Source organism: Clostridia bacterium (assembly GCA_034926675.1).
Taxonomy (GTDB): Bacteria; Bacillota; DTU025; order DTU025; family DTU025; genus JAYFQW01.
The window spans coordinates 70,658-84,137 of record JAYFQW010000012.1; the positions used below are offsets into that span (position 1 = coordinate 70,658).

12 protein-coding genes and 1 CRISPR repeat array are annotated in these 13,480 nt (G+C 57.6%); of the genes, 8 read left to right on the forward strand and 4 right to left on the reverse strand.

All coding sequences use genetic code 11. The annotated features are described in order from the left end of the window. The gene (locus tag VB144_05035; protein MEA4883020.1) at nt 1-1,569 is read right to left on the reverse strand and encodes a hypothetical protein; all 1,569 of its coding nucleotides are present in this window, start codon (nt 1,567-1,569) and stop codon (nt 1-3) included. Between the two features lie 20 nt (nt 1,570-1,589). Beyond that, the gene (locus tag VB144_05040) at nt 1,590-2,933 is read right to left on the reverse strand and encodes a hypothetical protein (GenBank protein ID MEA4883021.1); all 1,344 of its coding nucleotides are present in this window, start codon (nt 2,931-2,933) and stop codon (nt 1,590-1,592) included. A 494-nt stretch (nt 2,934-3,427) separates the two neighbouring features. On the opposite strand from VB144_05040, the gene cas3 reads away from it, so the two are divergent. The 7 genes from cas3 to cas2 are packed head-to-tail and all read left to right on the forward strand — an operon-like array spanning nt 3,428 to nt 11,119. Beyond that, nucleotides 3,428-5,611: a CRISPR-associated helicase Cas3' gene (cas3, locus tag VB144_05045; GenBank protein MEA4883022.1), complete on the forward strand. Its 2,184-nt coding sequence runs from the start codon at nt 3,428-3,430 to the stop codon at nt 5,609-5,611. A gap of 39 nt (nt 5,612-5,650) precedes the next feature. Then, entirely contained in the window at nt 5,651-6,328 is a 678-nt protein-coding gene (gene cas5c / locus VB144_05050) for a type I-C CRISPR-associated protein Cas5c (GenBank protein MEA4883023.1), read from the forward strand. Further along, nucleotides 6,306-8,201, forward strand: a complete 1,896-nt coding sequence (gene cas8c, locus VB144_05055; protein ID MEA4883024.1) for a type I-C CRISPR-associated protein Cas8c/Csd1 — start codon at nt 6,306-6,308, stop codon at nt 8,199-8,201. The genes cas5c and cas8c overlap by 23 nt, the downstream gene beginning before the upstream one ends. Further along, the gene (gene cas7c / locus VB144_05060) at nt 8,198-9,052 is read left to right on the forward strand and encodes a type I-C CRISPR-associated protein Cas7/Csd2 (protein ID MEA4883025.1); all 855 of its coding nucleotides are present in this window, start codon (nt 8,198-8,200) and stop codon (nt 9,050-9,052) included. The genes cas8c and cas7c overlap by 4 nt, the downstream gene beginning before the upstream one ends. After that, nucleotides 9,049-9,762: a CRISPR-associated protein Cas4 gene (cas4, locus tag VB144_05065; protein ID MEA4883026.1), complete on the forward strand. Its 714-nt coding sequence runs from the start codon at nt 9,049-9,051 to the stop codon at nt 9,760-9,762. Before cas7c ends, cas4 begins: the two co-directional genes overlap by 4 nt. 21 nt (nt 9,763-9,783) lie before the next feature. Then, nucleotides 9,784-10,815, forward strand: coding sequence for a type I-C CRISPR-associated endonuclease Cas1c (cas1c, locus tag VB144_05070; GenBank protein MEA4883027.1), 1,032 nt, complete (start codon nt 9,784-9,786; stop codon nt 10,813-10,815). A 13-nt stretch (nt 10,816-10,828) separates the two neighbouring features. Beyond that, nucleotides 10,829-11,119 carry a CRISPR-associated endonuclease Cas2 gene (gene cas2, locus VB144_05075; protein MEA4883028.1) on the forward strand — a complete coding sequence of 97 codons (291 nt, stop codon included), beginning with the start codon at nt 10,829-10,831 and terminating at the stop codon, nt 11,117-11,119. A gap of 219 nt (nt 11,120-11,338) precedes the next feature. Here the strand turns inward: cas2 and VB144_05080 are convergent, their stop codons facing one another. After that, nucleotides 11,339-11,536, reverse strand: a complete 198-nt coding sequence (locus tag VB144_05080) for a hypothetical protein (protein MEA4883029.1) — start codon at nt 11,534-11,536, stop codon at nt 11,339-11,341. 382 nt (nt 11,537-11,918) lie between these two features. Between VB144_05080 and VB144_05085 the strand changes: the two genes are divergently transcribed. Further along, nucleotides 11,919-12,320 carry a hypothetical protein gene (locus tag VB144_05085; GenBank protein ID MEA4883030.1) on the forward strand — a complete coding sequence of 134 codons (402 nt, stop codon included), beginning with the start codon at nt 11,919-11,921 and terminating at the stop codon, nt 12,318-12,320. On the opposite strand, the gene VB144_05090 is transcribed toward VB144_05085, so the two are convergent. Beyond that, complete coding sequence (locus tag VB144_05090) at nt 12,317-12,538, reverse strand: hypothetical protein (GenBank protein MEA4883031.1); 222 nt, start codon at nt 12,536-12,538, stop codon at nt 12,317-12,319. The two genes, VB144_05085 and VB144_05090, sit on opposite strands and share 4 nt — an antisense overlap. Nucleotides 12,539-12,945: 407 nt before the next feature. Then, nucleotides 12,946-13,442: a CRISPR direct-repeat array (repeat unit 32 nt; unit sequence GTCGCGCCCCGTGCGGGCGCGTGGATTGAAAC). Nucleotides 13,443-13,480: the final 38 nt, after the last annotated feature.

Here is a 13,480-nt window from a genome sequence, read left to right on the forward strand (position 1 = left end):
TCAGGCACCTCCTCGCGACGATCCACTCAGCGGGACGATATAGTCCATGAGCTCAATGGCATCAAAGTATCCGCACTGATCCGCGTGCCATCCGGTCTGCGCAAAATCCGGAAACTCCGGGTCAAGGTCGGGAAGGCTTCTGCCCTCTCTGTAGACAGTGAGGAACCGTCTGACTGCGTCAGGTCCGCGCATGAGGGCTCCGGCCAGATCCTTTGCTTTGCTGCGACTGCCGCTCCACTCCGGACCCTGGAATTCCGCGACGAGGCGGTCTATCACTTCCCACGATCGATAGGGGTGTATGGGATTCGAGTCCAGTGTGACAGGACGAAGGCTGAGTCTACCCGAAGCAGTCCTGTACTCTCTGTCCCTGATCTCATGAAGAACACCTACCGACCCTGCCGCTGCGACGTCCCAGTCCATGCAGGATGAGGCTTCGAGTCTCCTGTGCTCCATGCGATAGCGCTTTGCGTTTTGGCAAAGCGTTTCGGCCATATCGTAGGCCCATGCAAACGGATAGTGCGCCTTCACCATCGCGATGCCCGCACACGCCGTGAGCGGTCCACCACCGTCTGATAGATCCCTTGCCCCGAAGTGTTTGAGAAACTCTGCCGCTAAGGGAAGTGCCACTCGTGCGTCGCATACGAAAGTGAAATCATCTCCACTCAGCAGTATAGGCCTGAAGGGAAGGAGTGACTTACCGTGCATGGACTCAAGGGTTATCTTGGCCGGGGTAGCCTTGCGACAATCCGGGGCCGAAATCGCCCCTTCATGCGCCGATCGAATCAGAGTGCTGATGGTCCTGGCAAGCGCTCCATTAGCTATGCCTGTGACCTCGCGTGACAAGACACGTAGCGCCTCCGCACAGGCATCACCATCATTCTGATGCTTCATGAGAACCGACTGGAAGCGCTTTCCCACACTGTTACCGTCTATGTGCACCACGGCAAAACGGCTTGACTCTCCTACGTCCCTTCCCAGTTGGTCGAACTCAGTTGCGAAGTCGAAGCGACTGCCAAGCTCACATCCGAAGCGTACTCTCAGGGCCTGGTTGGCATCGTCGGTGGCGTTCCTCTTGGCAAGCACCTCAGCCGAGGCCTCCACTACAGTCGATGGATCCTGCCCAATCATGTCCGTCACTCCGACAGCCGCAAGCCCGGTCGACCGGCATGCAGCAGTGACTCCAAGACCCATCAATGGCGCATCTGGAGCGGTACGCTGCTTCCTGTCTGCAACATCACGGAAGGCCCTCTGAACTGCCGCAGCAAGGTTGCAGCGTCCATCGTACCCGGCAGAGCCTAGAACGACATTGAGCCCAGGAGCCCGCGTGATCACCAAGTGTGAGAGCGCGTGAGCAAAGACTGTGACCTGGGCATCATCATCGAACTCCACAACCGCATTTCCTCCGGCAGCGTATATCAGCCGAGCGCCGGGACAATCCTTCAGACTCTCCCTGACCCATTCGTCAGACGCGAGCGACACAAGACGCGAGGCTCCAATATTCTCGCGGAGCAGGTTGCCTCTGAACACATAGCTCTGAATAGAAGACACGTCCGCTACGACTACCTTCATGATCAGTCAACACCCCCTTGTCACCCCAGAATCCACTTCTTGAGTCTCTCTGGGAGGAACGCGAGATCTCTGGCGCCAAACACCTCAACAGGAGCTTGCCCTTCGGTAAGCAGATCTCTTCGGCATTCCTCCTTTACCAACTCCGGTCGATCAGACGTACACACTAGGGCGAACCGTGCTTCATCGCCACCCAGCTGAGTAGCACGCATGTGGGCTTCGAAGAGCTTCCACTTTCTGATCTTCGCCTTCTTGTCTCTTGTGCACGATACGACGAACACTTGGTATCCTCGCATTGCCACACAGTCTATCTCGAATCCCACAGACTGATCCTCTGAAAACTGGCTGTGCTGCGCCCGAATTGTCGCGTTCCACATGATGTCGTGCAGCCCGCATTCCTCGGCGATATCGCTGAAGGCCATGAATGCGCATTCTTCTAGCCATCCTCCACACAACCAAGACAGGAAGTCTCGACAATTCGAGAACCCAGCGTTTCTTGCCGCATCCGATATCCGAATATCCAAATGGGCGCCATTCACGCCATCTGGCTCGAGACCCCCCCCTCTCACCGTTCCAGTAGCCTCAGCTAAGGAATTCGCCAGAAACGGAGTGCTCGGGAAACCCATTATCATGGAACCTACTTCGTTCTCGCATGCTGACGCTTTGGCTGGCGTAGTGCTATGCGCTTGTTCGAGACGATCTAGTGCCTTTCTGAGTGGATCGACCACCGTATCTCTCCAGTCATCCCGCGCTTTCTCGTTACACTGCATCTGGATCAGCGCGGATCGCAGCCCCCCCAGCGCTGTACCTGATCGCCGGGGAGCCTCCGCCAGTTCCCAATCGTGTAGTTCAAGTAGGTCATCGAACGACATGCTCACCGTTGTCCCGAGGCTGAACTGCAGACACGGTCCACATCCGTCATATGGCTCCACAACCATTCGGAGCCCGTCAGGCGAAAGATAGCTGAACTGCACTGAGCGGTGATTCTCCTTAGCCCACTCCCGTACCGCGTAGTAAGAATGGGCCACCATGACTTTGGTTCCCCCTGTGTAGTTGAGGCCAACTCTGTGATCCGAAGGGACAGTCCTGAGGATGCTGTTGACGTGCAGTCTCACATCCCTCGGATCGTCCGGTTCCACACACGTGTGTTCCAAGGATGGCGCCAAGACCTGCTCGCGCCTCAAGTGTTCCGCGAGTCTGTCGGCGATGCCTTTGGTCTCTCTCGACTCAACCAAAACAACATGACCTCCGTTAGCCAGAAGCGCTTTGGCTGATACGGCATTGGGAAGGGGATTCCCGCCTACCAGGAGTATCAGAGTATCGACTTGTTCGAGAGCTCGCGACACGAGCGCTACATCGTCACGCATGTACACTTCTTCCTTTCTCTATGGGAATACGTTGTGATAATATATATATGATCCTATGGTAATTCCACATTATTGGTTTCGTGCTGTTGTATTTGACTTGACTTTCTGAATTCCTGCATCACTTGAAGATTCTTTTCGTTTGCGCTATACTTACGTTGCTCCTCACCGGCACGCGTGGATTGAAACGTTTGGGCTATTCTTGTGTAGCGCGTCCAATCCGGCGCACTCGGATTCACCCAAACACCGCAGTTCAGATGATCTCGCACACTTGCTGTCGCGTTCGGTGAGGCGCCCAACACAATCTAGCAGCATGTCCAGCAGTCGACCGTTGTACTTCATTGCGCCATTCACCACATCGCGATTGCCTGTTCATCTTGCTGTTGCCATTGCCCAAAAAGCTAGAGGGACTTTCGCAAGTTAGTGGTATATGTACTAGTAGATGGCATGGTCAGCCACTCGCAAGACGCCTTCATTTAGAGAGGAGCGCGTTCGCAGTGTACTATGCACACTCTAGCGGTACGGACAAATCCACTTGGCAGTCGCTCAAGAAGCACCTCGAGGCGGTTTCGGATATCGGTGCGGGCTATGCGGCGGCGTTCGGAGCCTCGCAGTTCGCCCAGGTTGCCGGCATGCTTCATGACCTGGGCAAGTATTCTCATGAATTCCAGAAACGCCTGGAAGGTGCGCCTATCCGTGTAGACCATTCCACTGCAGGGGCCAAAGAGGCCGTGAAGCTGTATGGGCCTGGCATGGGAAAGGTGCTCGCCTACGCCATATCAGGCCATCACAGAGGCATCCCGGACTACGGCAGTGTCGAAGACGAGCGCTCGCTAGCTGCGCGCCTCAAGTCCAAACCCTGCGACTACAGCGCGTTTTCGAGCGACGGCCTCAGCTTCCCAGATCGGTCCACCATGAGGCTCCCCATCTTGCCCCTTCCCGGGCAGCCTGGTTTCAGCGTGCAGTTCTTCATCAGGATGCTCTATTCGTGCATTGTCGACGCTGACTTCCTCGACACGGAACGCGCCTTCGACGGCGACAAGGCGTTCCCCCGCTCGATCAGCTATCCCAGCATACGTGAACTGGAACAGCGTCTCATGCACTACCTCGATCAGCTGTCGGCATCCGCCCCGGATACCCCGGTAAACCGCGGTCGCGCCGCCATCCTCAGGGCCTGCATCGACAGTGCTGCGCAGTCTCCCGGTTTCTTCAGCCTCACCGTGCCCACAGGAGGCGGGAAGACCTTGTCATCGCTGGCCTTCGCACTGAGGCACGCCGCGATGCACCGGCTTTGCCGAGTCATATACGTCATTCCCTTCACCAGCATCATCGAGCAGAATGCGCAAGTGTTCAGGAAAGCTCTCGGGCCTGAGGCCATATTGGAGCATCACAGCAACTTCGAATATCCTGGGGAAGACTCGGACGATTGGACGGATCAGGTTGCACGCCTCTACCTCGCCACGGAGAATTGGGACGCGCCGCTGGTGGTCACCACAAGCGTGCAGTTCTTCGAGTCGCTGTTCGCCAACAAGAGTTCACGCTGCCGCAAGCTGCACAACATGGCCAAGAGTGTCATCATCATGGACGAGGCTCAGATGCTGCCTACTCACCATCTTCAGCCATGCCTCGGCGTGCTCCGCGAACTCACAGCCAACTACGGATCAACGGTAGTTCTGTGCACGGCAACACAGCCTGCGCTGGAGGGATTGCTTCCGCAGGGCACAGCGATACGTGAGATCGCGCCCGACCCGCCGCGCCTCTATGAAGAGTTTCGCAGGGTGGATGTCGCTCGTCTGGGGCCGCTCCATGACGCGGAACTGGCTGAGAGAATGCTGCAGTTCCCACAGACGCTTTGCATCGTGAACACGCGTGCGCACGCTCGAGAGCTGTACAAGCTGGTTTCATCGGAACCCGGAGCATTTCACCTGAGCGCCTGCATGTGCCCACGTCACAGAAGCGCGCAGCTCGACTCCATCCGGCAGTCGCTACGAGACGGAACGCCGTGCAGGGTTGTCTCCACGCAGCTCATCGAAGCCGGAGTGGATGTCGACTTCCCGACAGTATTCCGCGCATATACCGGTCTCGACTCGGCGGCGCAGGCCGCGGGCAGGTGCAATCGCGAAGGGAAGCTTCATAGAGGTCAGCTTTTCATGTTCGAGCCGGTTGATCACCCACCGCAAGGTTGGTTCCAGAGGACTGCGGCCGTTGCCGAGATAGCCCTTCGCAGCGGCAATGACCCTCTTGGACTGGGTACAGTTAAGCACTACTTCGAAAAGCTCTACGATGTCGAGCGTGACCAGCTCGACAAGTGCAAGATCATGAAGCTCTCTGAGACAGGCCGTGGAAAGCTTGACTTCCAGTTTGAGAGCATGGCCAAAGAGTTCAGTGTGATCGACTCAGCGCTCATGTCCATCGTCATCCCGTGGGACGAAGAGGCGCGCGAACTGATCGAGACTGCCAAGTACGCGCTGTCCCGCCGCGTTCTCAGGCGCCTGCAGCCGTATGTGGTTCAGGTCTACCCGAATGTGTTCTTCGCGCTCGAGCGGAACGGCTTGGTGAGTTCAATGGGAGGTGAGAAAGGGATGGTGCATGTCCTCAAGGACCCGTCCTGCTATACGGATATGGGATTGGTGTTGCCTGAGGACATGGATGTTCCGACAGACGGCGCTTGGTTCGTGTGATTCCAGACCGGATGAACAACACGAGGAAGGAGGGAGAGGATGGGATACGGAGTCGCAGTCAAGGTGTGGGGCGACTATGCCTGCTTCACCCGTCCCGAGATGAAAGCCGAGCGGGTGAGCTACGACGTGATGACGCCTTCGGCAGCGCGCGGAGTCCTCGAAGCCATTCACTGGAAGCCGGCGCTGAGATGGGTCGTGGACAGGATCCATGTGCTCAACGAGATCCGCTTCGACAACATCCGCCGAAATGAAGTGGCAAGCAAGATTCCCGCACGCAATGTGGAGTCGGCAATGAAAGGCAAGGAGGTGGAGCTGTGTCAGTACGCCTCCGAGGACAGGCAGCAACGCGCGGCGCTTGTTCTGAGGGATCCAGCCTACGTTATCGAGGCGCACTTCGCGCTCACAGATCAAGTTGGCCCGACCGACACCCCAGAGAAGCACTACAACATTGCAGTGCGTCGCATGCGCCAGGGGCAGTGCTACCACCGCCCATACCTGGGATGCCGGGAATTCCCGGCCCAGTTCGAACTGGTTGAGGGAGAAATGCCGACATCGTGTCATCGCGGCGAGCGCGATCTCGGGTGGATGCTGCTCGACATCGACTATGCCGACAACATGACGCCGCGCTTTTTCCGGGCCGTAATGCATGACGGCGTGATTGACGTCCCCGCCATGCCGGAGGGAGGCGGCAGACTTGATTCTGCAGAGTCTGTATGACCTCTATGGGCGTCTCCTAGACGACCCCGAATCGGGAGTATCCAAACCCGGCTACAGCAAGGCCGGGGTCTCTTTCGCATTCAACCTGTCCGAATCAGGTGAACTCCTTGATGTCATCGACGTGCGCGATGCTTCCGGCGGCAAGAAGCTTCGGGCGCGGGAGATGGACGTGCCGAGGCAGGTGAAGCGGGCCTACGGCATCAGAGCGAACTTCATGTGCGACAACAGCGGCTATATGATAGGCGTGACGCAGCAAAAGAGCAAGGAGCTCGAGATCACCACGGCAAAACACGATGCCATGCGCGCACTTCACGATGAAGTGCTAGAAGGCTCGGGTGATCCCGGCGCAAAGGCCGTCCTGGCTTTCCTACATGGATGGGACCCTGCCCGCGCTCAAGACTGTCCTGTGCTGGCGCCTCTGTGGAAAGACATTTCGGGCGGGGGCAATATCGTCTTCAAGCTTGATGGCGCGTCCGGCTACATTCACGACAGGCCGTCCGTACGCGGCCGTTGGGAAAGGTATTGCGCTGACAAGACCGATGGAAACGAAAACGTTGGCTACTGCCTAGTTACCGGCAAGGTCGGACCTATAGCGCGCATTCACGACAACCTTAAGGGGGTAACTGGCGCTCAGCCGTCCGGCGCGGCTCTCGTTTCGTTCAACCTGGCAGCCTTCACATCGTATGGAAAGGAGCAAAACATCAACGCCCCGGTCGGCGAAGAGGTCGCCTTCGGATACGTTACCGCTCTGAACTACCTGTTGCGAAGTAAGGACAATCGCATGCGAATAGCCGATTCCACAACGGTATTCTGGGCGGAGGGTCCGGCGCGCCTGGAAGAGGAGGCTTTCGCGGAGCTGGTCAACCCCAGTCAGCCGGGCACTAGAGGTAGTGAAGAGTCCTCTGATAGCGAGGCAGGCCCTGACTCCAGTTCCGACATTGCCCCCAACGATCAGGCCAAGATGCAGCGTGATCCAAGAGCCACGAGGCTGGTCCATGACGTGTTGGCTAAAGTAGCGGAAGGGAGGCCGGCGCGGGAAGGTCTGTCAGGTGTAGACCCAGATGTCCGGTTCTGCATACTGGGCTTGTCGCCAAACAACGCCCGAGTCTCAGTACGATTCTGGTACGTGAGCTCATTCGGCGCCTTGGTCGACCAGGTAGCCCAGCACTATGCCGACATGAGCATTGCGCTGCCGACTTGGGAGACGGGACCCTTTCCTATCTGGCGAGTCATCAAGGCCACGGCGCCTCTTGGCGATCTCAAGAGAGCATCGCCGCTTCTTGCCGGCGCGATCACAAGATCGATGTTGATGGGAACCGCGTACCCGGAAGGGCTCTACACGGCGCTTCTGGCCAGAATCAGGGCCGATCAGGATGTCAATCCGGTGCAGGCCGCAATGATCAAAGCCTGCCTAGTCAGACGGGATCGGCTGTCAGGGAAAACTGCAAAGGAGGGGAGTCACACTGTGAGCCTGAACGAACAATGCACAGATTCCGCCTACCTTCTCGGCAGGTTGTTCGCGTGGCTTGAGAGGGTTCAGGCAAACGCGGTCGCAAAGGGAAACCCGGAAGCGAAGCTACAGTCCACAATCAGAGACCGCTACTTCGGCTCGGCGTCCGCAACGCCAAGGAGCGTCTTCCCGGTGCTCCTTCGCTTGGCCCAACATCACATTGCCAAAGCCGACTACGGCGAGTATGCAGACAAGCAGATCGAAGGCATCATCGGTTCGCTCGACGGATTCCCGGCTTATCTTGACCTTGAGCAGCAGGGTGAATTCATACTCGGCTACTATCACCAGCGTCAAGCCTTCTACGAGAAGAAACCCGCCGCAACCGGTTCTGCCAATGTCTCTGTGAAGGAGGAGCAGCAATGAGCAAGACAGTAGACAGGCGCTATGAGTTTGTTCTTTTCTTCGACGTTGAGAACGGCAATCCCAACGGCGACCCCGATGCCGGCAACATGCCGCGCATAGATCCCGAGACCAGCCACGGCCTGGTAACGGACGTGTGCTTGAAGCGCAAGATCCGCAATTACGTTGAACTCACCCGGGGCGGGCAGGAGGGCTTCGAGATCTATGTCAAGGAGGGAGTAGTTCTCAATACGCAGCATCGAAGGGCGTACACCGATCAGAACATCGAACCAGTATCAAAGAAGCTTGCCAACAATGAACTTACCAAGTTCATGTGTGAGCACTTCTACGATATACGCACGTTCGGAGCGGTGATGACCACCGAAGTCAACTGCGGCCAGGTGCGAGGGCCGGTCCAGCTCAACTTCGCTCGGAGCATCGATCCGATTGTGCCTCAGGAAGTAACTATCACCAGAGTGGCAGTGACGAGCGAAAAGGACGCGGAGCGAAAGGAACACGAGATGGGGCGCAAGCACATCGTTCCATACGCTCTCTACCGCTCGGAGGGTTATGTGTCCGCCCCGCTTGCTGAGCGAACCGGGTTCTCTGAAGAGGATCTGAGCCTGCTGTGGGAAGCGCTCATCAACATGTTCGACCACGATCACTCGGCCGCAAGAGGGAAGATGGCGTCACGTAGGCTGTATGCATTCGAGCACGAAAGCAGAATCGGCAATGCTCCCGCCCATAAGCTGTTCGACTGCATCACCGCTGCGAGGCGCGATTCCACCGCCCCGGCACGTAAGTTCGATGATTACGAAGTGAAGGTGAATGAGGCCGGGGCGCCAAGTGGGGTCAGACTGCTCACGCTGATATGACGAAGGAAGGCTACGATGAGGACAGCCTGCTGCCGCTCTCCGGAATCCAGCACATCGCTTTCTGCGAGCGGCAGTGGGCGCTCATACATATCGAAAGGCAATGGCTCGACAACGTCAGGACCGTTGAAGGGCACTTCATGCATGAGCGCGCCCACGATTCTGCACTTTACGAGGACGATGGCGATCACATAACAACGCGGGCTGTGCCCCTTATGTCGAGGCGGTTGGGACTTTACGGGCAGGCAGACGTGGTGGAGTTCTGGCCAGTGGAAAACGGCGCCAAGGAAGGCGCTCTATTGCCCGGTCATGAGGGGCTGTGGCTTCCCAAGCCTGTTGAGTACAAACGCGGAAAGCCGAAATCTGATGACCGTGACCAGGTTCAACTATGCGCGCAGGCCATGTGCCTTGAGGAGATGCTGGGGGCGCAGATCGCGGCGGCTGACCTCTACTACGGCGAGCCCCGGAGGCGGCAGAGGGTGGCGCTCGATGAGCAGCTCCGCCGACGCGTGGAGGAGCTGTCATCTCGCATGCATACCCTGTTTGAGGCGGGAATCACCCCACCAGCGTCCAAGGGCAAGCACTGCGAGCTCTGCTCACTGGCGGACGTGTGCCTTCCGGGCCTTACTCTCTCACCGCACTCCGCGGAGGCATTCGTCCGAAAGCAGGTAAGGGCGTGCCGAGAGGATGACGCCAAATCGAAGAGGCCATAGCGGTCGTCTGGAGGGACGCTGGTGCGGAAGCTGCTGAACACTCTCTACGTTACAAGCCCGGACGCCTATCTCACTCGAGACGGCGACAATGTGATTGTGCGAATCGAGAATGAGGTGAAATTCCGGATGCCAATCCATAATCTCGAGAGCGTGGTGGCATTCGGATATGCCGGGGCAAGCCCATCGCTCATGCAACTATGCGCCGAGCGCGGCGTCGCGCTCACCTTTCTGACTGAGCACGGGCATTTTATGGCCCGTGTCACCGGAGAGGTGTCGGGGAATGTGCTCCTGCGCCGCCGCCAATACAGGGTGGCGGACTCGGAAGCGGAGGCATCGCACATTGCGTCGGTTTTCATCCTGGCGAAAATGGCCAACTGCCGAGCCGTGCTGCTCAGAGCAGCACGTGACCACGAGACGGGTGAGCAGACCCAGGCAGTCGCCAGCGCGGCAGATCAGTTGGCAGGCTACATGCAAGAAGCGGCAAAGGGGCTGCCCCTTGACGAACTCCGAGGCATTGAGGGGGTGGCTGCAAACACGTACTTCGGGGTGTTTGACAACCTGATCCTCGCCAACAAAGGGGACTTCTTCTTTCACGCGCGCTCGAGGCGTCCGCCAAGAGACAACATAAACGCGCTGCTGTCGTTCCTCTATACTCTGCTGGTCCATGATATGCAGGCGGCGCTTGAGAGCGTGGGGCTCGACCCACAGGTAGGGTTCATGCACCAAGACCGGCCCGGGCGCCCCGGACTCGCTCTTGACATGATGGAGGAGTTGAGGCCGATTCTGGCAGACAGATCGGCCTTGGCTATAGTCAATCGCAAGCAGGTGGGGCCGGGAGGGTTTCATGCCCTCGAGTCCGGCGGAGTCATGATGGACGACGACACTCGCAAGACTGTGATAGCCGTGTGGCAAAAGCGTAAGCAGGAGGAGATCGTCCATCCATTCCTCGGCGAGAAGATTGAGGTGGGGCTCATTCCGTATGCCCAGGCCATGTTGATGGCCAGATACCTGCGGGGAGACATCGACGGATACCCTGCGTTCTTCTGGAAGTGAAGGTGATGCTGCAATGATGGTCCTGGTCACGTATGACGTGAATACCCAGGACGCCGAGGGCAGGAGACGCCTGAACAAAGTCGCAAAGGCGTGCGTCAACGTAGGGCAGAGGGTGCAGGATTCCGTGTTCGAGTGCCTGCTTGAGCCCGCTCAGTTCGCCATGCTCAAACACACGCTCAGCGACCTGATCGATCCTGATAAGGACAGCCTCAGGTTCTACTTCCTCGGAGCAAACTGGAAAGGACGAGTCGAGCATGTCGGCGCCAAGACCGCCTATGACCCAGAGGGAATCCTGACGATCTGATATTGCGTACCACGAAGCACCAATAGGAGTTGACCAGGCCGGGGCGTGAACCAAGATATGGGTGACAGGGCCCCGGAACATGCTGATCGGCTGTTGTCATGACGGAATAGGCCCTCTGGAGGTCACGACGTGGCGTCGATGCAGCCAGCGGATGGCATGAAAACGTAACGCCCAACATGACTGGACGCTCAAGACGGGGGCTTTATAGGGTGCTTTCGGTTATTCAAAGCCGAACTTATCCAGGACGCGCTGAGCATCTTCGGGAGTTGTTCTGATGGGTACGCCTGTAGGAATCATCATTTCCGCGATATTGAATATGCGGTAGAAGGCGCCGAAGAACACGATCACCTTGTCGGCATTGATCATGGCGAGTTGCCGTCGCCATCGAGTTGTGCCTGTATCAAATGACCTGCCCATAGCAACGCTGCTGCTGGCCCGGGGTCGTTCAGCCTGCGGTTGGACAGGCCAGAGCTCCTCCTTGGCATCTTCGTCTGCGTTGGCATATGCGCGGTATGCATGTACCAGAGCGAATGCGACCAGCGTAAGGTAGGTATGGGAATGCACTGCGTTCGCGGTCAGTTTGGGGAGTTCTTTGAGGCCGTATGATTGCTTGGCTTCCCGATGAGGCTTCGTTCATCATAACCATCGAACGCAGTGAATGGGTCGGTGACTGGGCCGTTGGTGAGAAACACTACCTTACCTGACAAGCCGAAGTCCACGCCGTTCCATTTGCGCACGACCACTGCATTGATGGGCTTTTAGGATTATGGTCCTTTCGATTTATGAAGTTTAGCTGGCATTGGGGAACGTATTGGTCGTAGGAGCGCAGGCCCTCGATGCCTACGACTTCGGTGACGCGTTCGGTGGCTACGCGATGTTTGCCGTATCCATTGAGGACGGTTTGCGTACGGACGCTCACGTTGCCGTGGCCTGTCCTCGCAAGGCATCTTGCGTCTTCGTATACGCGCATGTTGTCCTTTGCGGGGATGATATACTCAATGCCCAGCTCACCGATGTCATGGAGAGTTGTTCCGTCGATGAAACCGCGATCAAGGAGCACGCAGGCGATACTGGCATGAACGCCGATATTGCTCTGCGCTTGTCTGACGAGATCCATGGCGTATTTGGATTCATGCTCGTTGATCCTGACCACCTTGGCAGCCAGAGGAATGCGACCCTTGCACCAATAGGCTACGATTAGCTTGAATCCTCGCTCAAGGGTTTCTGCCTGCTGAATCTTGCCGTAACGGTCGACAACCTTGTGGGATCTAGCGACAACTCTGCACTTGTCCATGTCTTCGAAAATGGATGAACCGAATCGACCATCTCGCGATTGAACAGGGCCTCGGCCACTTTCTGGTCATCTCTGAACGAGAAGTCAAGGGTAGGGAGCATTCGTCTCTTGCCAGTTGCGCTCATTCTGGGGCCTCCCATCATCAGCGCAAAGGCGCTGGGTAGAGGATTCTCCATCAACTGCCTCAGTGTCTCTGTAAATTGCTGGAAATGTGCACTGACAAGCGCAGAGCGTCTGGAGGCCAAACGCACTCGCACCGTTCCCAGATAACTGGGCCGCTATATCGACGGACGAGAGAGGGAATCCTGATCACGTGACGAAACCCTGGGAAAAGATAGTATGATGGCGGGAGACCTGATCATCTTGCGCGAACCCCAAGTGATCCCCATTTCCCCAGGAGGTTCGCGCAAGCACTGTAGCTGCGGCTTTAGAGGTGATAGCATAGACTACGACGGTGGTGTAGACTGTAGCGGACTGGGTTCGCGCAAAGTCCATCTGAGACCGAGTTAAACCACCCGATTTTCATGGAACTGTCGCGCCCCGTGCGGGCGCGTGGATTGAAACACGTCAGCGACAATCTCACTAGGGAATGCCACCAAGTCGCGCCCCGTGCGGGCGCGTGGATTGAAACCGCTGCCTTGTCACCGGTATCGGCTGCACCCTTTAGTCGCGCCCCGTGCGGGCGCGTGGATTGAAACCAGTATGTCCTCGCTCATATGGCCAGCGCTCCCGGTCGCGCCCCGTGCGGGCGCGTGGATTGAAACTCTCGATCTCGCTCAGAAACCGCGCAGGCAGAATGTCGCGCCCCGTGCGGGCGCGTGGATTGAAACTCCAATTTGCTTGCATGGGCTATGTCGCCCGCCTGTCGCGCCCCGTGCGGGCGCGTGGATTGAAACTCCAAAACAATCTTGGCATAGTCCTCCCAGTGCAAGTCGCGCCCCGTGCGGGCGCGTGGATTGAAACTCTATGATCAGCGCGGGCACGCCCTTCCCGCCGCGTCGCGCCCCGTGCGGGCGAGTGGATTGAAACTATTATGGGGAGGTATGAATTTGGCTAAGATGCGTCGC